The organism is Oceanibacterium hippocampi, from assembly GCF_900172325.1.
GTDB classification, from domain to species: Bacteria; Pseudomonadota; Alphaproteobacteria; order Sneathiellales; family Sneathiellaceae; genus Oceanibacterium; species Oceanibacterium hippocampi.
The window spans coordinates 140,784-159,325 of the sequence record NZ_FWFR01000003.1; the positions used below are offsets into that span (position 1 = coordinate 140,784).

Sequence of the window (18,542 nt, forward strand, 5' to 3'; positions counted from 1 at the left end):
GCTGCTTCCCGCCCCGCCTGCCGGCCGGATCTAGTCGGCGATCACGATGACCGCATCGTCGGGCGTCTCGGCGAACAGGCGCGCCACCTCGCCGGCGCGTTGCTCGAGCACGGCGCGCTGGTTGATATAACCCTTGTCGGTAATCTCGTTGGCATCGATCGACGGCGGTACGGTCTGCAGGACCAGGCGCGGGATCCGCACCGATGCGCCCGGATTGCGCCGGTTGTAACCGGCGAAGGCGGCAGTGATCGTCTCCCGCAGTGCCGGCGAGGCGACGATCGCAGCGGCCTCCCCTTCCCCGGTCAGGGTCTTGCAGGCGGCCAGGTTCGGCCAGGCGATCAGCCCGATCTCGTCACGGTCCTGGCCGGCCACGACCACATCCTGCAGGTAGGGCGCGGCCGCCTCGAGCGCGGCGATCCGCAGTGCCCCGACATGGACCCAGGTGCCGGAGGTCAGCTTGAAATCCTCCGACACGCGGCCGTCGAAAACGACGCCCTTCTCGGGCGCCGACGGATCGGCAAGCCGGCCGGCATCGCCGATACGGTAGAAGCCGTCGGCGTCGAAGGCTTCCGCGGTCAGATCGGCGCGATCCAGGTAGCCGGGCGTGACGTTCGGCCCCCGAACCCGCATTTCCAGCTTCTCGCCCGACGGCACGAACTTCAATTCGGCCCCCGGCAGCGGCAGGCCGATGATCCCGGCCCGGTCGATCTCCCAGTGTACCGCGGTTACCGCCGGCGCGGTTTCGGTCGCGCCCCATGAGGAGACCATCACCACCCGCTCCTTCCGCGCGGCGACGGAGAGCGCCTCCACGCGCTTCCACAGATCCTGCGGCAGCGCCGAGGCTGCGTAGAAGATCAGCCGGAGGCGGCTGAAGAAGTGATCGCGGAACGCGGGATCGCTCTCCAGGTAGGGCAGGAACAGCGCGAAGCCGCCGGGCACGTTGAAATAATGGGTCGGCGCGATTTCCCTGTAGGCGGCAACCGATTTCTCGATCAGGCCCGGCGCCGGCTTGCCCTCGTCGATATAGAGCGTCCCCTTGTGCTTCAGCACGAGATTGAAATTGTGGTTGCCGCCAAAGGTATGGTTCCACGGCAACCAGTCGACGATCACCGGCGGCACCTCGGCCAGATGCGGGCTCGCCTGCAGGATCTGCTGCTGGTTCGCGCACATCATGCGCTGGGTGTTGAGAACCCCTTTCGGCTGCCCGGTCGAGCCCGATGTGAAGAGAATCTTGCCGACATGGTCGGGGCCGATCGCCGCGAAGGCGGCCTCGACCTCCGGCCCCGGCGTCGTCGCCAGCAACTCGGAGAACGGCGCCGCATCGCTGCCGTCGGCAGGCGGCGTCTTGCCATAGAACAGTTCGATGCCGTCCATCGGCAGGGCCGCGAGCGCCTTCGCGAAAGGCGGCGCATGCTCGACATAGACGAGCGCCGGCCGGATCTGCCGGAAGATCGTCCTGAGCTTGACGTGATCCTCGCTCATCAGCGAATAGGCGGGCGATACCGGGACCACCGTGACGCCGGCCTGCATCGCGCCGAGCGTCAGCAGCGCCGAATCGATGCTGTTGCCCGACAGGATCATGACCCGGGCATCCTCCGCCCCGCCATGGCCGAGGCCGCGGGCCAGCAGGCTCGCGGCAACCGCGTCGATGTCGCGCCGCGCCTGCCCGTAGGTCAGCCGACGCCAGCCGTCGTCGCCGGCCCGCTCGCAGAGGAAATCCCGCTCCGGCGCCTCCGCCGCGGCGGCCCGCAACATCTCGCCGAGATGCCGTTCGTACGGCAGCAGGGGTTCCGGCGATCGCAGGATCATGCCGCCGCCGCCGAGCGGTTCGACGTCTACGACGGGTTTGGCGAAGGCGAGGCTGGCGAACGGTGACGACATCCCGTCACCTCACGCATTGACGTCGATGACGACCCGACCTCTCGTCTGGCCGGCGAGGATCTTGTCGGCGAGCGCGAAGATATTGCTCATCGGTTCGACCTCGGTCATTTCCGCGAGCAATCCCTGATCGAGATCGCTGGCAAGCCGCTGCCAGGCGCGTTCCCGCTTCGCCTTCGGCGCCATCACCGAATCGACGCCAAGAAGACTGACGCCGCGCAGGATGAAAGGCAGCACCGTCGCCGGCAGGTCATTGCCGCCGGCCAGGCCGCAGGCCGCGACCGCGCCGCCATACTTGATCTGCGCCAGAAGGGTCGCGAGGGTCTGGCTGCCGACGCTGTCGACCGCACCGGCCCAGCGCTCCTTGTCGAGCGGACGGCCGCGTTCGGAAAGCGTCGCCCGGTCGACGATTTCGCTGGCGCCCAGGCGCTTCAGGTAATCATGGGTTTCGGCCCGCCCGGTCGACGCGGCAACGCGATAGCCGAGCCTGGACAGCAGGGCGATCGCTACCGATCCGACACCGCCGCCGGCCCCGGTGACCAGGATCTCACCCTGGTCGGGCGTGATCCCGTGATCCTCGAGCGCCAGCACGCACAGCATCGACGTGTAACCGGCAGTGCCGATCGCCATCGTCTGTTCCAGGGTGAAGGCATCGGGCACGCGCACCAGCCAGTCGGACTTGACCCGCTGACGCTGGGTATAGCCGCCCCAGTGCCGCTCCGACAGGCCCCAGCCATTGACCAGGACCTTGTCCCCGGGCTTGTAATCCGAATTGGCGGATTCGACGATCGTGCCGGCCAGATCGACACCGCAGACCATCGGCAGCGAGCGGGCGATCGGCGCCTTGCCGGAGACCGCGAGGCCGTCCTTGTAGTTGAGAGTGGAGTAGGCGACGTCGACCAGCACGTCATGGGCAGGCAAGTCTGCCAGCCCCAACTCACGGATACGGGTCACCGGCTGACCGTCGACTTCTTCCCGAATGACGGCCTTGAACGTCTCGCTCATGCTACTCCCCAGCGTCAAAAATCCACTTGCAAGGGTTATAGCGCAACAGGCCGGCGTGGGAACAGCGGCGCAAAATTCCGGCGGACGGAATGAAAGGGGGCTGATCCCGTCCGCCGGAGAGTGACCGGCGCCGTCCGCGATCGAGGGGGGCTGCAGACGGTGCCGGATTTCGTGGCCGCCCTGCGAGGGGGCGCAGGACAACCACTCGCCATAGAGACTAGATGGTTCGCCGGCTCGGCGGTTGCAAGTAACCAGATCGTGTGGTCACGCGACCCACCTCTCACGACAGGTTGATTCAGGCAGGACGCGCCGGGCTTTGATATTCTTAACCGGGAGCGGCTATCCTGTAGACAGGAGAAAAGCGGCCAGAAGCGCCGCGCGGGAAGGAAAGGCCGAGGCATCGGGAATACGTCAACCGTAACGGAGGACTGTTGTGATGACCGATTTCGCGAAGATGCTGCAGGACTACCGGCTGACAACGGCAGAGATTCTCTATCACATGCCCGATCACCCCTCCTTGTTGCAGACCTATATCTGGCAGGACTATGACCTCGCCCCGAAATATCCGGTGCTGAAGCGCTTTCTCGATTTCTGGGAAGCCCGGCTCGATGGTCGTCTGCATTCCGTGCAGGTCGCCTCGCAGCGCCTGATCACGCCGACCGACGTCCGCAACGCGACGGCGATGTTCACCTTGCACTGAAGCCCCCTCCCCCGTCGCCGGCGCCGCCCCGGTTGGTGGCGGCGGCAAAGAGTGCTAAACGGAGGCATCGAAACGGGGTGGGTTGGAGCGATGGGGAACAGGATCGCGTTCGGCGGGGCGCTTGCCTTGGCTGTCACATTTTTCGGCGCCGGGGTCGAAGCAAGCGATCGCAGCTATGATTTCGGCTACTTTCTGGACCCGAACTACCGGGGCGGCGAGACCTCCCGCCTTCAGGCTGCCGAGATTGCCGCGCCGTCGGCCTACCAGCCTGCCGCGCCAATGGCGATCGCGCCGATCACCGACAACCGGAGCTACGGCTTCGAGCGTTTCTTCAACGAGCCCCATCCCTTCGCAGGCAACGGTTACCAGGCCGGCGGCGCGCAGCCGCCCGCCCGGCTCGGTCTCGCCGCGACAGGCACCGACTACGGCGCCTCGCAGGTGCCGAACCGGCAACCGGTGTTGCGGACCACGGTGACGCCGGATTCGGCCATCTACCGGACCGCCGCCTCGACCGCGCCGCTCGATGTCGCCGAGAATTCCGCCGCGGCGTCTTCCGCCCGCCCGCACGCGAGCGCCGGCGACGATTCCTTCTTCGACGGATTCTACGTCGGTTTCGGGATCTTCGGCTCCTACGCCTGGGTCGACAATGTCGAGGTCAGCGGCTCGACCGACGTCAATCGCGTCCACGACCAGGACGAGGTCGCCGGCAACACCATCTCGGTCGGCTATTCCTGGGCCGCCTCGGGCACGCCGATCCGGGCCGAGCTGGAAGGCGGCATCCGCTATCGCTACGACCGCGATCTCCGGGCCGACCTGCCGGGCGTCGGCACGGTCGAGTACAAGGACAACCTGGCCACCGTCTACGCGCTGGCGAACGTCTATTACGACTTCGACCTCGGCGACGGCTGGCGACCGTTCCTCGGTGCGGGCATGGGCTTTGCCCGCCACTGGTCGGACTCGACCCGGCGGGTGACCCCGGGCACCACGCTGGTTTCCGAGGACACCTACAAGACCGACTTCATCTGGACCGTCGGCGCCGGCATCAACTACAACTGGTCGGAGAACTGGGGCGTCGGCCTGAATGTCCGTTACATCGACCTCGGCTCGCCCGAGAACGGTCCCTATGTCAACGGCGACAAGGTGACGTCCGACTATGCCTCGATCGATATCCTGCTGAGCCTGCTCTATTCCTTCTGAGCACCGAACGGCTCAGCCGCGCAGCAGGGATTCCTGGAAGCGAACCGGCACGCCCGGCGGATTGCCGTCCAGCGTACCGTCGCGCATCACGACATTGCCGCGCACGACCGTCGCAACCGGCCACCCGGTCACGGTCCGGCCCTCGAACGGAGACCAGCCGCACTTGCTGGCCAGCCAGTCGGAGCCGATGGTCTCGCTCCGCCGCAGGTCAACGAGCGTCAGGTCGCCGTCATAGCCCTCGGCGAGGCGACCCTTCCCGGCAACCCCGTAAACCCGTGCCGGTCCGCCCGCCAGCAGGTCGACGAGCCGTTCCAGACTGAGCTCGCCGGCATTCACCCGGTCGAGCATCAGCGGCAGCATGGTCTGCACGCCGGGCATGCCGGACGGGCTCTCCGGATAGGGCCTCGCCTTTTCCTCCGCCGTGTGCGGCGCGTGGTCGGAGCCCATCACGTCGGCAATTCCGGCGCGTACGGCGCGCCATAGCGCGAGCCGGTGACGACCGTCGCGGATCGGCGGATTCATCTGCGCGTATGCGCCCAGGCGGTCGTAGGCATCGGGCGCTTCCAGCGTCAGATGCTGCGGCGTCACCTCGACGGTCGCGACATCGCGGGCACCGGCCAGGATCTCCATTTCCTCGGCCGTCGAGATATGCAGCACATGGACCCGCCGCCCGGTCTCCCGGGCCAGCGCGAGGATCCGCTGTGTCGCGCGGATGGCACTTTCCGCATCGCGCCAGACCGGATGATTGCGGGGATGATCGACGGCAAGTCCCTTCCGCTCAATCAGCCGCGCCTCGTCCTCGGCATGGATGGCGACCCGGCGACTGCCGTTCCGCAGCACCTCGCGGATCACGTCGTCGTCGGCAACCAGCAGGTTGCCGGTCGAGGAGCCCATGAACAGCTTGACCCCGGCAACGCCCGGCAACCGTTCCAGTTCGCCGAGTTCGGCCGCATTCGCCTCGGTCGCGCCGGCAAAGAAGGCGTGGTCGGTCCAGGCCCGGCCGGCCGCGCGCGCGAACTTGCCCTCGATGTCCGCGACGGTCGCGGTCGGCGGCTTGGTGTTCGGCATTTCGAAGACCGTGGCGATGCCGCCAAGCGCCGCCGCCGCGGTGCCCGTCGCCAGGTCCTCCTTGTGCTCCAGCCCCGGCTCGCGGAAATGCACCTGGCTGTCGATCAGGCCAGGCAGGACATGCAGACCCGCCGCGTCGATGGTTTCGGCCGCGGAGGCGCCGCCGAGCGAACCGATCCGGGCAATCCGCCCGTCCCGCACCCCGACATCGCCCGCGCCGATCCCGTTGGGCGTCACGAGAACGCCGCCCTGCACGATCAGGTCGAATGTTTCGGCCATGGCTTCCTGCCTTCCTTTCAGTCCGTCTCGAGGCGCGCCTTCAGATAGGAGAGGATCGGATAGAGCCCCGCCATCAGCGCGATCAGAAATCCGTAGGGTCCTTCCCGGTATCCTTTACGGGACACGTAACACTTGAAGAAACGGGAAAAGATCCGCCGGACATTATGCCCGAAGGTCCCGATATCGCCGCTCTCTCTCAGATCCCTGGCATGTGCCGTGGTGTAGCTGTCGAGCCGGCGCAGCATGTCGGAGATGTCGCGGTCGACATAATGCGCGATCGGGTTCTGCAGATGCCCCTCGACGCCGCTGACCCGGGTCGCCGGATGGACCCGTCCCGCGCCCCAACTCTTGCAGCCACGCGCGAACAGGACCCGTCGGGTGCGCACGCCCCAGTAGCCGCCCCAGCCATGCCGGACCAGCGTCGTCCCGATGTAATGGTCGAACGGGATGTTGAAGAACCCTGGCGGCGCATTGGCGATCGCGGCGCGGATTTCCGCCGCCAGGGCCGGTGTCGGCCGCTCGTCGGCATCGAGTTCGAGAATCCAGTCGCCCTCGCAGGCGGCGATCCCGGCATTGCGCCGATCCCCCTCGAGCGGCCATTCCCCGGCCACGATTCGGGCGCCGGCCGCCTCGGCAATCTCCCGCGTCCGGTCGGTACAGCGATCCAGCACGACGACGATCTCGTCGCAGAAGGCGAGGCTCGCGAGGCAGTCGGCGATCCGCGCCTCCTCGTTGCGGGCGACCACGAGGCCGGAAAGCTTCGGCGCCCCGTCGCCGCCACCCGTCCCGTCGCTCATGCCGCCGCTCCCGCCATGCGGTCGACGAGCCGGGCCGCCGCGGCGACGACCGTCTCGATCTGCAGGCCCTGCATCCGGCTGCGGGCGGAACGCGCATCGAACCCCGGCGCGCCGACAATCTCGGCAACGCTTTCCCGTGTCCTGACGGCCCGGCAGTGTTCGCCGCAGGGGCCGTTCACGGTCTCGTCGGTCGGCCCGAACAGGCCGAGCGTCGGCACCCCGCTGGCGGCAGCCAGATGCATCAGACCGCTGTCATTGCCGATGAAGAGATCGGCGCGCGCGAGGCAGGCCGCCGCCGTCGCGACGTCGAGCCGGCCGGCCAGGTCGACGACCCAGCCCTTCGGCAGCGCCGCGACAAGGGGCTCGACCGCCGCGCGCTCGTCGGGGGCCGAGAGCAGCATGACGCGGCCGCCGGCGAGCGCGCCGCCATAGCCGATCAGCCGGCGCGCCGCGGCCACGAACCGTTCCGCGGGCCATTGCCGTCCGCCCCAGCTTGCCGCCGGCCCGAGTGCCAGGACCGGCGTTGCCGGGCCGACCAGTTCCGCGCCGCGCGACAGCACGGGCCCGCTCAGCCAGAGCCGCGGAGCGGGCGGCGGATCGAGATCGAGAACCCGGGCCAGCGATGTGAGCCGATGCTCGCCGGTCGATGCGGCGCCCAGCACCCGGCGGCGACGCGCCAGCAGCAGCCGCGCGACGCCGAGCCGGGCCAGGTCGACGACCAGGCCCCAGCGCCGCAAGCCGCCGAGCTGTCGCCAGAGCGCGGCCCCGCCACGCTCGGTGAGGACGCGGATCACGTTCGGCGCGCTCTCGAACAGCGGCATTGCGGCCGGTGTCGTGACAACGGTGATCGCGGATTTCGGGTGACGCGCAGCCAGATCGCCGAGCAAACCGGTCGAAAGCACCGTGTCGCCGATGCCGGCGGGCGTGATGAAAAGGATGCTGCGAAGATGTCCCGACAAGGGGCGCGGACCTCGAACACGGGGGCTGGCGGTCGTTGGCGCCGTTATACGGTGCGGTCGGACACTTGCCAAGCCGTCGCCCCTCGCCTACCTCTCGCGCAGGCGTCGAAACGAACTTCGGCAACGGGAGACCACACGCGTGAGCCACGGACGAACCTATACCCGGCTGGATCAGCGCGGCGTCATCGCCGTCGGCGGGCCGGAGGCGCGCAGCCTGCTCCAGCGCATCGTTTCCAACGATGTCGATCGCCTGACGACCGGACAGGCCATCTACAGCGCGTTGCTGACCCCACAGGGCAAGTTCCTGCATGACTTTTTCCTCGTCGACCTGGGCGAGACGCTGCTTCTCGATTGCGAAGCCGACCGGCGCGACGACCTCATGCGCCGCCTGACCATGTACCGGCTGCGCTCCCGGGTAACCCTGGAAGACGCGACAGCGGCCTATGCGGTCTTCGCGGTCCGGGGCGACGGCGCGGCCGCGACCTTCGAGATCGGCGAGCCGGCAGGCGCCGCCCGGCCGGCATTCGGCGGCGCGCTGTTCGTCGATCCACGCCATCCGGGGCTGGGGCTCCGGGCGATCCTGCCCGCCGATGCCGGCGCAGCCACCATCGCCAAGGCCGGCTTCGAGCCCGCGCCCGTCGCGGACTACGAGACCGCCCGGCTCACCCTCGGCATTCCCGACGGCAGCCGCGACATCACGCCTGAGAAAGGCTTCCTGCTGGAGAACAATTTCGAGGAGCTGCACGGCGTCGATTTCGCCAAGGGCTGCTATGTCGGCCAGGAACTGACGACGCGGACCAAGCATCGCGGCAAGATCCGCAAACGCCTCCTGCGGGTCGAGTTCGACGGCGCGCCGCCGCCGCCGGATACGCCGCTCGAGGCCGACGGCGCCGAGGTCGGCGAAATGCGCTCCGGCATGGATGGCCAGGGCCTCGCCATGATCCGCCTGGAGCGGCTCGCCGAGGCGCGTGCGAAGAATGTCGCGATCATGGCCGGCAACCGGCCGGTGCAGGTCCGCGTCCCCGACTGGATCAGCCTCGCCGAGCCGGCCGATGTCTGAGGCGCCGCCGTCGGTCGACCGGTGCACCTGGTGCGGCAGCCTGCCCGAATATGTCGCCTATCACGACGAGGAATGGGGGGTGCCCGAGTATGACGACCGGGCACTCTTCGAGAAGCTCATCCTCGACGGCTTTCAGGCCGGGTTGTCCTGGATCACCATCCTGCGCAAGCGGGAGAATTTCCGCCGCGCCTTCGCCGGCTTCGAGCCCGCGGCGATCGCCCGCTTCGGCGACGACGACGTCGAGCGCCTGATGCAGGATGCCGGCATCATCCGTAATCGCGCCAAGATCGTGAACACGGTGAAGAGCGCCCGCCTCTGGCTCGACATCCAGGAAAAGGAGGCGGGCTTCGCCGCCCTCCTCTGGTCGCACCTGGACGGCGGCAGACCGGTTCAGAACGAGTGGGAAAGCGACCGCCAGGTGCCCGCCGAGACGCCGCTCAGCGTCGCCATGTCCAAGGACCTGAAGGCGCGCGGCTTCCGCTTCGTCGGGCCGACGATCGTCTATGCCTTCATGCAGGCGGTCGGCATGGTCAACGACCATGTCGTCACCTGCCACCGCCACGGCGCGGTCAGGGCGCTCGCCCGGAAAGCCTGAGGGCGGGACCTCGCGGCCCCGCCCCGTTCACCCGTCGACGGTCCCGTTTCAGGCGAAGGGATTCTCGACCTTCGGCCAGTAGGGCGCGTCGAACTTTCGGTAGGGGATGGTCGCGAAGTCGGGCGGAATGGCGCTCGGCGTCGCGGCATAGTGCACCTCGCTCGCGATCGGCGCGAAGCCGGCATGGAAATGCTGGGTCGACTTGACGAAGATTGCCTTCGCCTTCGCGAGATCGATGCCGAACTGGGTCATCGAATCCGGGTGGAAGCACTGGGTGCGTACCGAGTTCAGGACCAGGTCGATGCCGTTGGCGCTGACCCAGACGGAATCGCCCATCGCGCCCCGCGTGGTGCCGAAGGTCTGCTCGGCATGCTCGACGATCCTGCGAACGGTGACGGTCAGGTCGAGCGGATCGCCCGAGGTCACGCCGCACTTGCCGCCGATCCGCAGATCGAAGGTCGCCCCCTCGCCGGCTTCCTTGCAGAAGCGCACGGCGACCGGATCCCAGTACAGCCCGCTGACGATCCCGGTCATGCCGCGATCGAGCGCGGCGCGCAGCAGGAAGGTCGAATCGCTGGCCGCGCCGCCACCGGCATTGTCGGCGACATCGGCGACCACGACCGGGCCGCTGGCCGCGGCCTCGACCGCGTCGAGCGCCTCGTCGATGGTCAGGACCCGGGTCTGGGTCTCGTGGCGCAGATCCCATATGCGCTTGCCGAAGCGCTCGGCGAGCGCCGCACCCTTGGCCAGGTCGCCGTCGGTGACGACCACCATCTTGGCGCTGGCGTCCGGCACGTCGCCCCAGGGGAAGCCGTGCGCGAAGGAGACGGACAGCACGCCATCCTTGCCTTCGGCGGCCTGCATCTCCTTCACGAAGGTGGCCATCGGCTCCATCGTCGTCCGCCACATGTTGATCATGCGGCAATCGTAGGTGCTGATCACCGGCTTGACGGTGCCCTGCTGCTTGGCGAGCAGCAGCCTGAACAGCTCCTCCGCCCGTTCCTTGCCGTCGATATGGGGATATTCCTTGAAGGTGATCAGCGCGTCGGCCGCGCCCGTCATCTTCTTCGTGATCGAGCAATGCAGGTCGAGCTCGGCACCGACCGCCGCGTTCGGTCCGACGATCGCCCGCGCGCGCTCCAGGATGTCGCCCTCGCAGTCGTCGTAGCCGTCGGCGACCATTGCCCCGTGCATGGCGATCAGCACCATGTCGACCGGCATCGCCTCCTTCAGGTCGTCGAGCAGCTCGTCGCGGAGCGCCTCGTATACCGGGCGCGTGGTAATCCCCGCCGGTTGCGCGAAGGCGGCAACGCTTTCCACGACATCGGCCTGCTGGGCTTCCGCATCGCGGCGCCAGATATGCATCGGCTCGGAGAACAGGTCCGGCGTGTGCTGCGTCGCGTCGCCGTGATACAGCATCGATTCGGTGTACGCCTCCATCCCCGTCGGAATCGGCGAGAAGGTATTGGTCTCGGTGCCGAGACAGGCGATGAAAACCTTCATGTGTCCTCCTTCGGCGCCCGGCAGAAGGGCGCAACTCAATCGATTGACGGATCGTCGCCGGTGGCCTCCTCGCCGAAGCGGGCCAGCCAGTGGATGAGAATGGCGCAGGCCGCGATCGGCACGGCGAGCGCGATATAGATCATCGGAAAGCCGAGCGTGTCGGCGGTCCGGAGCGCGCTCCGGCCGAGGAAGCCGCGCGCCATGTCCATGTTCGGACCGAAGATCGAGAAATACAGTACCGGCCCGAGAAAGATCGGCGGCGCCGCCAGGCGGATGAGACGCATCGCCCAGCGGAGGAACGCCGAATTGCGGTCCGAGAGCCGGATCAGCACCGGATCGTATTGCGACTTGTAGGCCACCGTCGCCCCGAGCAGCCCGCCCCAGACCATGGCGAAGCGGGCCAGTTCCTCGGTCCAGGTCGGCGGCTCGCGAAGAATGTAGCGGGCGACCACCTGGATCGAGACGAAGACCAGCATCCCGACGAAGCAGCCCGCCGCGAGGCGGCGCAGCAGCCAGTCGAGACCGTCGCTCACCCTGATGATCGCCCGCATGGTCTCAGGTCACTTCGTCGAGGCCGACGCGTCGATCCAGAGCTTGGCATCCTCGGGCGACAGCACGCCGTCGGAATATGTCTGCTTCGAGCGTTCGACGAACTCGGCCCGCGCCTCGGGCGTGAGATAGGTGACGGCGACGCCGGCGGCCTTGACCTCCTCGATCATCTTCGATTCGCGGGCAGCCAGCCATTCGCGATTGGCCTTGGTCGCGGCCACGGTGGCGGCATCGACGATCCCGCGTTCCTTGTCGGACAGGCCGTCGTACCAGTCGGACGACGCGATCGCGAGCCGGACCGCGTTGGTCAGCTTGGCGTCGGTGAAATACTTGATGAAATCGGTATGCCCGAACATCACCGGGACGAAGACCGGGTTGATGTAACCGTCGGCGACACCGGTCTGCAGCGCGTTCGGGACTTCCGCCCAGCTCACGATCGTGCCCGTCGTGCCCCAGGTCTTGAACAGCGCGATCTGCGATTCATCGAGCGCCCGCATGCGGAGGTCGGCCATGTCGGCGACCGTCTCGACCGGCTTCTTGGTATTGAAGATGCCCGACGGCGGGCCGAGCGCGGTCAGCGCCAGGACGCGGATGCCGCCCTGCTTCACGCGCTTGTTGATCTCTGCCATCAGGCCGGCGTCGTTCATCGCCCGGTCGAGATGGTCGATGTCGTCGAACAGGTACGGCAGGTAGGCGCCGAAGATCAGCTTGTCGACCTTGCCGGCGGACTTGACGTCCGACATGGACACCTCGAGCAGGCCCTGGCTGACCTGGTCGAGCCGTTCTGCCTCCTCGCCGAGCGAACCGCGCTCGTATTCCTTGGCGTCCATCCCGTTCGCCTTGAGATGCTCGGCGAAGGCGTGACCCCAGACATAGGTACCCGATCCTTCCGGATCGGCGGGCGAATCGTGGGCGATCTTGACTTCGGCCAGGGCCGTCGTCGACAGGCCCAGAGTCAGGCCGGCAGCAATGCAGAGACTCCACAGATTGCGCATGTCGCGCTCCTCCTCTTTTGTTTGCGCCTCAACGGGAGACGAAACCTGCCAGTCGCGGCAGGAACAGGGACAGTTCGGGAATCAGGACGAGACAGCCCAATACCACCAGTTCGGCGAGCGCGAAGGGCAACACCGCGCGCGCCAGTTCCCAGTAATTCACCTTGGCCACCGTCGAGGTGACGATCAGGCAGCCGCCGAGCGGCGGCGTGATCAGGCCGATGCACAGATTGAAGCAGAGCACGATGCCGAGATGGACCGGATCGATGCCCTGCTGCAGCGCGACCGGGGCCAGGATCGGCACCAGCAGGGTGAGCGCCACGGGAACGTCCATGATCATCCCGGCGATGAGGAAGATCAGGTTCATCACCAGGAGATATTCGAGGCCGCTGAAGCCGCCGGCGGCGACCAGGTTGCCGAGCTGCTGCGGCCATTGCAGAAGCCCCGCCAGGTAGCCCAGGCAGGCGACCGCGGACAGGATGATGAAGATCGCGCCCGAGAGGATCGCCGTCCGCGTGAGCGCCTCCCAGATCACCGAGCGGTCGATGCCGCCATAGAGCATGCCGACCAGTGTCGCCGTCACCACCGACAGGGTCGCCGCCTCGGTCGGCGTCACGACGCCGAAGATGATGCCGCCGACGATGATGATCGGCAGCGCCAGCGCCGGCGCCGCCTTGACGAAGGACGGCCAGAACGGCGGCAGATCGGCGTTCCGGCCGCCCGGATGATTGTCGCGATAGGCGTAGAAGGCATTGACGGCGAAGAGCACGAAGGCGAGCAGCAGGCCCGGGATGATGCCGGCGACGAACAACGCGGCGACCGAGGTTTCCATCAGCGCGCCGTAGATGATCAGGATGATGCTCGGCGGGATGATCGGGCCGATCACCGACGAGGCCGCCGTCACAGCGGCGGCATAGATCCGCTTGTAGCCCTGCTCCTCCATCGCCGGGACGAGGGTGTTGGAGAGCGCCGCCGCATCGGCGACCGCCGAGCCCGAGATCCCGGCGAAGAAGACCGACGTCATTATGTTGACATGGCCGAGCCCGCCCTTGAGGCGGCCGACCACGCTCATCGAGAAATCGATCAGCGCCTTCGTGATACCCGCCCGGTTCATGATCTCGCCGGTCAGGATGAAGAGCGGCATCGCCATCAAGGCGAAGACGTCGAGCTGGGCGAAGATCCGCTGCGGCAGGATCGCCAGGTAGCGCGACTTGTCGGAAGCCAGGTAGGCGAGAACGGTCGAGGCGCCGGCGACATAGGCGATGGCCGTTCCCGAGACCAGGAAGATCACCATCGAGACGACGACCGCCCATCCCATCGTTCAGGACCCGCCCTTGCCGACACCGCGAAAGCGCGCCGGCGACAGCGCCGCGGCGCTGACCCCGAGCGCCGCGAGATCGTCCGGCACCGCCTCGCCCCGGGCCAGCGCGGCGGAGACCCGCCCCATCGAGGGCGCGGTCTGGATGCCGTAACCGCCCTGGCCGGCGAGCCAAAAGAAACCGTCCACACCGGCTTCGAAACCGACCACCGGGGTCTTGTCGGCCACGAAGGACCGGAGTCCCGCCCAGCGGTGCTCGATCCGGCGAATGGACATCGTCGTCGCCCGCTCGATCCGGTCGACGGCGATGGCGATGTCGAGTTCCTCCGGCTGCACGTCGCACGGCTCCATCGGCGTCTCGTCGGCGGGCGAGCCGATCAGCTTGCCGGCGTCGGGTTTGAAGTAGAATTCCTCGTCGGCGTCGACGCAGAGCGGCCAGCGATCGCTGTCCGCGCCACCCGGCGCCCCGAACAGCACTGCCGTCCGCCGCTTCGGCACGAGACCGACCGGCGCGATGCCGGCCAGTGCCGCGATCCGGTCGCACCAGGCGCCCGCCGCGTTGACCACGACCGGGGCCCTGAAGCGTCGTCCGTCGGCCAGCGTCACGGTCCAGGCGCCGTCCTGGCGATCGAGACCCATCACCTCCGCATCGGTCGCCAGTTGCCCGTCACGGCCACGGAATCCACGCAAGAAACCCTGGTGCAGGGCATGGACGTCGATGTCCATCGCATCCGGCTCGAACACGCCACCGCCGACATAATCCTCGCGCAGGACCGGGACCAGGTCGCGGGTCTCGGCCCGGTCGATGCGACGGACCGTCGGCACCAGCGTGCCGGCCTCGGCCGCGATCACGTCGAGCCTGGTCGCCTGATCCTCGCGCCCGACGAACATCGCGCCACGCGGGGTCAGGATCGGATTGGCGGTGAAGCCGTCAGGCGGCGCATTGAAGAACGGCTTGCCGCCGGTCGTGAGCGCCCGGATCGCCGCGTTGCCGTAGGCCTCGGAATACAGGGCCGCCGAGCGCCCGGTCGAGTGATAGCCCGGCTGCGTTTCACGCTCGAGGACCAGGACCCGGGCGCCGAATGACAGGAAAAAGGCCGCCGAGGCCCCCGCCATGCCGCCGCCGACCACGATGTAGTCGAATTCCCCCACCCGAAACTCCCGTCGGTCCGTTTTTTCGCCCCGTCGATCGCGAGACTTGTCGTACGGACGATTGGAGCATATTTTTTTCCGATCGTAAAAGCCCATTTTTCGGATTGGAAAATTTCTTGACCGTCCAGGCCCCTCCCCTGACCGGACTCCGCAAGCAGGACGGCCTGTCGGCATCGACCGACCGGATCTCCATGGGCGAAAGACTGCGCGCCGTGCGGAAGAAACAGGGACTCACGCTTTCCGATGTCGCGGCGCGGACCGGCCTGGCGATCTCGACCATCTCGAAGGTCGAGCGCGGCAGGATGGCGCTCGCCTACGATCGTTTCATGCAGCTTGCCAGCGGCCTCGGGCTCGACGTCGGCGAACTGTTCGGCGACGGCGGTCAAAGCTTCGCCCCCGGCACCGTCTGCCTCACCCGGCGCGGCGAGAGCGGCCTGCATGAAACGGAGAACTACGTCTACCGCATGCTGGGCGCCGAGCTTCGCAACAAGCGCATGGTGCCGATGTATGGCGTCCTGAAGGCGCGCGACCGGAAGACCTTCGCCGACTACGTGCGTCACCCGGGCGAGGAGTTCCTGTACATTCTCGCCGGGCGCGTCACGGTCGAGTTCGAGGGCATGGCGCCGATGCATCTGGAAGAAGAGGACTCCCTCTATTTCGACAGCTCGCGCGGCCATATCTACCTGACCGCAGGCGACGAGGAGGCCCGCATACTGGTCGTCTGCTGGAATCCGGGAGGCCCCGCCGGGGACCAACTGCCGGCAGGTTAGAGGGGAACCGGCGGGACCTCGGTCAGCGCCAGACGGCCTTCGCGACCCGCAGCCAGTTGCCACCCAGGATGGCCCGGACATCCGCCTCCGCGTAGCCGCGGTCGAGCAGCGCCTGGGTGACCTCGACCGCCCGCCAGGGCCGGATCTGTTCGATGTCGGGCGTCGTGTAGCCCCATTCCTTCGGCCATTTGCCGCCGGAGTTGACCACCAGTTCGGTCAAGTACGGCAGGTCGTACATGTAGTCGAAGCCGATTCCCACATGCTCGACGCCGACGAGATTCACCGCGTGGTCGACATGGTCGACGAAGCGCGTCGGCGAGGCGTCGTTCTCGGCCAGGAAGATGCCGAGGCCGGTGATCCCGACCACGCCGCCGGTCGCCGCCACCGCCCTGATCTGCTCGTCGCGCACGCAGCGCGGGTGCTGGCGCAGCGCCCAGGCGTTGCTGTGGCTGATGATCACCGGCGCGGTCGAGCGTTCCACCGCCTCCAGCGAGGAGGCGAGCCCGGTATGGGCGATATCGACCATCATCCCGACCCGGTTCATCTCCGCGATCAGTTCCCGGCCGAAGCCGCTCAACCCGCCGTCGGTCAATTCATGGCAACCGTCGCCCACGAAGTTCTTCTGGTTGTAGGCCATCAGCATGTGCCGGATGCCGAGCTTGTAGAAGGCCTCGACCAGGCGCAGGTCGCGTCCCACCGGCCGGCTACCCTGGAAATGCAGGCCGACGGCGATCTGTCCGCCGGCCTTCGCGGCGAGGATATCGTCGACGCCGTCGATCAGGCGAAAGCGTTCGGGGTCGCGTCCGAAGGCGTGCCGGGCCTCGGCGATCCCGGCGAGCGCCGAGGCGGAATCGTCGTCATCGGTTGCCACCGTGATCGAGACCGCGTCATAGCCGCCCTCGACAAGCTGTCCGGGCAACGCCGCGCGAAGCGCCGGATCGCCGGGCATCCGCCAGGGCATGGTCATGTCCCAGAACAGCGCATCCCCGTGAAGGGCGGCGGCGGCATCGGATACGTCCTTGCGCGTCATCGGGTCCTCTTCTCTGAACAGCACAGGATTCCTAGCAGCACCCTATGCCCCTCGCCAAGCGCGACGCGCCCGACGGGCGCGCCGGCAAGGCCGAACGGTCAGGTCGCCGCGCGAAGCGCCGCCTGCAGGATGTCGACGATATCGAGAACCCGCGCGACATAGTGATCGGCGACGATCCCGCGGGCCGCCTCCCGCCCGAGCAGGCGCTGCTCGACGCGATCGAGCATGGTCGCGAAGCGCCGCCGGTGCAGGCCGAGACGGCGCTGGACCGGGTCGGCGGCGACGCCGGCGAAGGCGGTGAGCGGTGCCAGGGCCAGGATCAGGCCGGCGGTGACCCCGGCGGTCGCGGCCACACCCGCCGTCGCCGGGAAGACGCCGTAATAAAGACCGCCGAGCGTCGCGCCGAGCGGGAAGCTGCCGATCGCGCCGGCCTGGGCGATCGAGCCGGCAAGCGCCGCGCCGAGCGAGACCGCACCGGGGGTGAAGGACTTGAGCGCGGCGGCCCCCGAGGCGAGCACGATCAGGTTCGTGGTGATCTCGGCCGAGGCCCAGCGGCTGCCGCCCAGCCGATCGATCTCCTCGCGCAGGCGGGCACGGAAATCCTCGCTCCCTGCCCGTTCCCCAAGCGCGGCAAGCGCCGGCAGCAGCGCCGACTGCACCGCCCGGTCGTCAAGCAGGGCCTCGAGAAGCGCGTCCCGTTCGCTGCGCCGCCCGGGCTGCTCGAGCGGCAGTTCGAGAAACTCGGTATGCACCCGCCAGTCGAGTTCGCGCATCAGGTCGGTCGGCACGTACCAGCGCCCGTTCCTGAGCCTCGCCGCAAGGCCCTTCCCGCCCGCCGCGTCGAGCGCGCCGGCCCCCATCATCGCCACCAGGCGCGGGACAGCGAGCGCGATATTGACCGGGGCCCGGACGACGTCCCAGCCGAGCGCCGAGCGGTGCAGTCGCAGGCTGCCGCGGAAGGTAAAGTTCCGGTCAATGAACTCTGGCAGGCGCGCCCGCCGGGCCGCCATGTAGCGGCCGACCGCCCGCTCATAGGCATCGCGGATCTCGGCCTCCGGAAGCGCCGGAAGCGTCTGCGCCCGCTCCTCATCCATGCTCATGTTCCGGGTCTCGCCTGATCCTGCCGCCCCTCAACAGATAATCGGTCAGCGCGGTGGCGCCAGCGTTATACCTTGATGAATGCGGGCGCCGGCTTATCTCATGATGTTGTAGCGGCGGCCGCCGCGACCGTCATCTGTCGAGGATCCCATGACCCGCATACCGCTACTGGCCTCCGTCATCGTCGCGGCATCGTTGCTCTTCGCGGCGGTCCCGCCGGCCCATGCCGACGAGGCATCGAAGCTGGCAGCGGAAACGGAAGAGGCGTGGAACGCCTTCAAGAACTATTCGGCGGCACAGCGCGACGAGGCCAAGGAGGCCGGCCAGAATCTCCTCGATTCCGTCGACCGGCAACTCGAGGCGGCGAACCGCAAGATCGGCGAGAGCACCGGCGCGGCCAAGGAAGCCTGGGAGAACCGGCAGGAAAATCTCGCCAGGCTCCGCGCCGAAACCGAACGCAAACTCGACGCCCTGAACGAGGAAAGCGGGGAGACCTGGGAGAAGATGAAGGAGGGCTTCAGCAGTACCTACGACCGCCTGCGCAAGGCAGTCAAGGAAGCGGTCGACGAGACGGAGACCTGATCGACCCGCC

18 protein-coding genes are annotated in these 18,542 nt (G+C 67.8%); 6 read left to right on the top strand and 12 right to left on the bottom strand.

The window, feature by feature from the left end:
- Window positions 1-30: 30 nt before the first annotated feature.
- Together OCH7691_RS16005 and acuI are read right to left on the bottom strand one after the other, a co-directional pair.
- A complete protein-coding gene (locus tag OCH7691_RS16005) occupies window positions 31-1,881 on the bottom strand; it encodes a feruloyl-CoA synthase (protein WP_085884600.1) in 1,851 nt (616 codons plus the stop codon).
- Window positions 1,882-1,890: 9 nt separating this feature from the next.
- Complete coding sequence (gene acuI / locus OCH7691_RS16010; RefSeq protein WP_085884601.1) at window positions 1,891-2,883, bottom strand: acrylyl-CoA reductase (NADPH); 993 nt, start codon at window positions 2,881-2,883, stop codon at window positions 1,891-1,893.
- Between the two features lie 436 nt (window positions 2,884-3,319).
- Here acuI and OCH7691_RS16015 point away from each other — a divergent pair, with 436 nt between their 5' ends.
- Window positions 3,320-3,583, top strand: a complete 264-nt coding sequence (locus tag OCH7691_RS16015) for an usg protein (protein ID WP_085884602.1) — start codon at window positions 3,320-3,322, stop codon at window positions 3,581-3,583.
- 126 nt (window positions 3,584-3,709) lie between these two features.
- Window positions 3,710-4,780, top strand: a complete 1,071-nt coding sequence (locus tag OCH7691_RS16020) for an outer membrane protein (RefSeq protein ID WP_176245107.1) — start codon at window positions 3,710-3,712, stop codon at window positions 4,778-4,780.
- Window positions 4,781-4,792: 12 nt separating this feature from the next.
- Here the strand turns inward: OCH7691_RS16020 and OCH7691_RS16025 are convergent, their stop codons facing one another.
- Genes OCH7691_RS16025 through OCH7691_RS16035 form a run of 3 tightly spaced genes read right to left on the bottom strand, consistent with a single transcriptional unit; the run spans window position 4,793 to window position 7,883 of the window.
- Complete coding sequence (locus OCH7691_RS16025; RefSeq protein WP_085884604.1) at window positions 4,793-6,127, bottom strand: dihydroorotase; 1,335 nt, start codon at window positions 6,125-6,127, stop codon at window positions 4,793-4,795.
- 17 nt (window positions 6,128-6,144) lie between these two features.
- Window positions 6,145-6,924 carry a glycosyltransferase family 2 protein gene (locus OCH7691_RS16030; protein ID WP_085884605.1) on the bottom strand — a complete coding sequence of 260 codons (780 nt, stop codon included), beginning with the start codon at window positions 6,922-6,924 and terminating at the stop codon, window positions 6,145-6,147.
- Window positions 6,921-7,883, bottom strand: a complete 963-nt coding sequence (locus tag OCH7691_RS16035) for a glycosyltransferase family 9 protein (RefSeq protein ID WP_217808088.1) — start codon at window positions 7,881-7,883, stop codon at window positions 6,921-6,923. The genes OCH7691_RS16030 and OCH7691_RS16035 overlap by 4 nt, the downstream gene beginning before the upstream one ends.
- Here OCH7691_RS16035 and ygfZ point away from each other — a divergent pair.
- On the top strand, window positions 7,861-8,943 hold the full coding sequence (ygfZ, locus tag OCH7691_RS16040; RefSeq protein WP_085885130.1) for a CAF17-like 4Fe-4S cluster assembly/insertion protein YgfZ: 1,083 nt from the start codon (window positions 7,861-7,863) through the stop codon (window positions 8,941-8,943). The genes OCH7691_RS16035 and ygfZ overlap by 23 nt on opposite strands.
- Window positions 8,936-9,538: a DNA-3-methyladenine glycosylase I gene (locus OCH7691_RS16045; RefSeq protein WP_085884606.1), complete on the top strand. Its 603-nt coding sequence runs from the start codon at window positions 8,936-8,938 to the stop codon at window positions 9,536-9,538. The genes ygfZ and OCH7691_RS16045 overlap by 8 nt, the downstream gene beginning before the upstream one ends.
- Before the next feature lie 48 nt (window positions 9,539-9,586).
- On the opposite strand, the gene OCH7691_RS16050 is transcribed toward OCH7691_RS16045, so the two are convergent.
- Genes OCH7691_RS16050 through OCH7691_RS16070 form a run of 5 tightly spaced genes read right to left on the bottom strand, consistent with a single transcriptional unit; the run spans window position 9,587 to window position 15,052 of the window.
- Window positions 9,587-11,041 (bottom strand): M81 family metallopeptidase, encoded by a 1,455-nt coding sequence (locus tag OCH7691_RS16050; RefSeq protein WP_085884607.1) that lies wholly within the window; start codon window positions 11,039-11,041, stop codon window positions 9,587-9,589.
- 35 nt (window positions 11,042-11,076) lie between these two features.
- Window positions 11,077-11,592, bottom strand: coding sequence for a TRAP transporter small permease (locus tag OCH7691_RS16055; protein ID WP_085884608.1), 516 nt, complete (start codon window positions 11,590-11,592; stop codon window positions 11,077-11,079).
- 9 nt (window positions 11,593-11,601) lie between these two features.
- Window positions 11,602-12,585, bottom strand: coding sequence for a TRAP transporter substrate-binding protein (locus tag OCH7691_RS16060; RefSeq protein WP_085884609.1), 984 nt, complete (start codon window positions 12,583-12,585; stop codon window positions 11,602-11,604).
- A 28-nt stretch (window positions 12,586-12,613) separates the two neighbouring features.
- On the bottom strand, window positions 12,614-13,900 hold the full coding sequence (locus tag OCH7691_RS16065) for a TRAP transporter large permease (protein WP_085884610.1): 1,287 nt from the start codon (window positions 13,898-13,900) through the stop codon (window positions 12,614-12,616).
- A 3-nt stretch (window positions 13,901-13,903) separates the two neighbouring features.
- Window positions 13,904-15,052 carry an NAD(P)/FAD-dependent oxidoreductase gene (locus tag OCH7691_RS16070; protein ID WP_139839747.1) on the bottom strand — a complete coding sequence of 383 codons (1,149 nt, stop codon included), beginning with the start codon at window positions 15,050-15,052 and terminating at the stop codon, window positions 13,904-13,906.
- 116 nt (window positions 15,053-15,168) lie between these two features.
- On the opposite strand from OCH7691_RS16070, the gene OCH7691_RS16075 reads away from it, so the two are divergent.
- Window positions 15,169-15,822, top strand: a complete 654-nt coding sequence (locus OCH7691_RS16075; protein ID WP_217808090.1) for a helix-turn-helix domain-containing protein — start codon at window positions 15,169-15,171, stop codon at window positions 15,820-15,822.
- Between the two features lie 22 nt (window positions 15,823-15,844).
- Here the strand turns inward: OCH7691_RS16075 and OCH7691_RS16080 are convergent, their stop codons facing one another.
- Window positions 15,845-16,852 carry a dipeptidase gene (locus tag OCH7691_RS16080; RefSeq protein WP_085884612.1) on the bottom strand — a complete coding sequence of 336 codons (1,008 nt, stop codon included), beginning with the start codon at window positions 16,850-16,852 and terminating at the stop codon, window positions 15,845-15,847.
- Window positions 16,853-16,950: 98 nt separating this feature from the next.
- Complete coding sequence (locus OCH7691_RS16085; RefSeq protein ID WP_085884613.1) at window positions 16,951-17,952, bottom strand: DUF6635 family protein; 1,002 nt, start codon at window positions 17,950-17,952, stop codon at window positions 16,951-16,953.
- A 148-nt stretch (window positions 17,953-18,100) separates the two neighbouring features.
- On the opposite strand from OCH7691_RS16085, the gene OCH7691_RS16090 reads away from it, so the two are divergent.
- Window positions 18,101-18,532, top strand: a complete 432-nt coding sequence (locus tag OCH7691_RS16090; protein WP_085884614.1) for a sll1863 family stress response protein — start codon at window positions 18,101-18,103, stop codon at window positions 18,530-18,532.
- Window positions 18,533-18,542 lie beyond the last annotated feature (10 nt).